This window comes from Sutterella massiliensis, from assembly GCF_016899755.1.
In the GTDB taxonomy this organism is placed as follows: domain Bacteria; phylum Pseudomonadota; class Gammaproteobacteria; order Burkholderiales; family Burkholderiaceae_F; genus Sutterella; species Sutterella massiliensis.
Genome location: NZ_JACJJC010000333.1, coordinates 1 through 370 on the forward strand (window position 1 = coordinate 1; position 370 = coordinate 370).

Below are 370 nucleotides of genomic sequence, written 5' to 3' on the forward strand. Positions count from 1 at the left end.
CCCGATCGGCTCGATCGTGCGCGACGTTTGAAATGCAGCTGAACGCTTTCATTTCCTTCCGAATTTTTAAAGAACGTGACGGATTCGAAAATCCAGTCATTTGCAAGAGGAGCGCATTGTACACAAGTCGCTTCACTTTTGCAAATGACCTCGCGAAAATTTTTTGGTGGAGGCAAACGGGATCGAACCGATGACCTCCTGCTTGCAAAGCAGGCGCTCTCCCAACTGAGCTATGCCCCCGTTTCGTCAGGCCGAGCAAACTCATGCCTCAACGCTTTTTCGCGAATCTGATCCAACCAACCGATAAGCGTGAACGCCGTCAGTATTTGCGAGCTTCTTCAGAGCTCTCTTTGTCTCTTTAAAGGAGGTG

Annotated in this window: 1 tRNA gene; it reads right to left on the minus strand. The window is 49.7% G+C overall.

Annotated elements, in window-relative coordinates:
* Positions 1–164: 164 nt before the first annotated feature.
* Positions 165–240 (minus strand) — tRNA-Ala (locus H6A60_RS12800).
* Positions 241–370 lie beyond the last annotated feature (130 nt).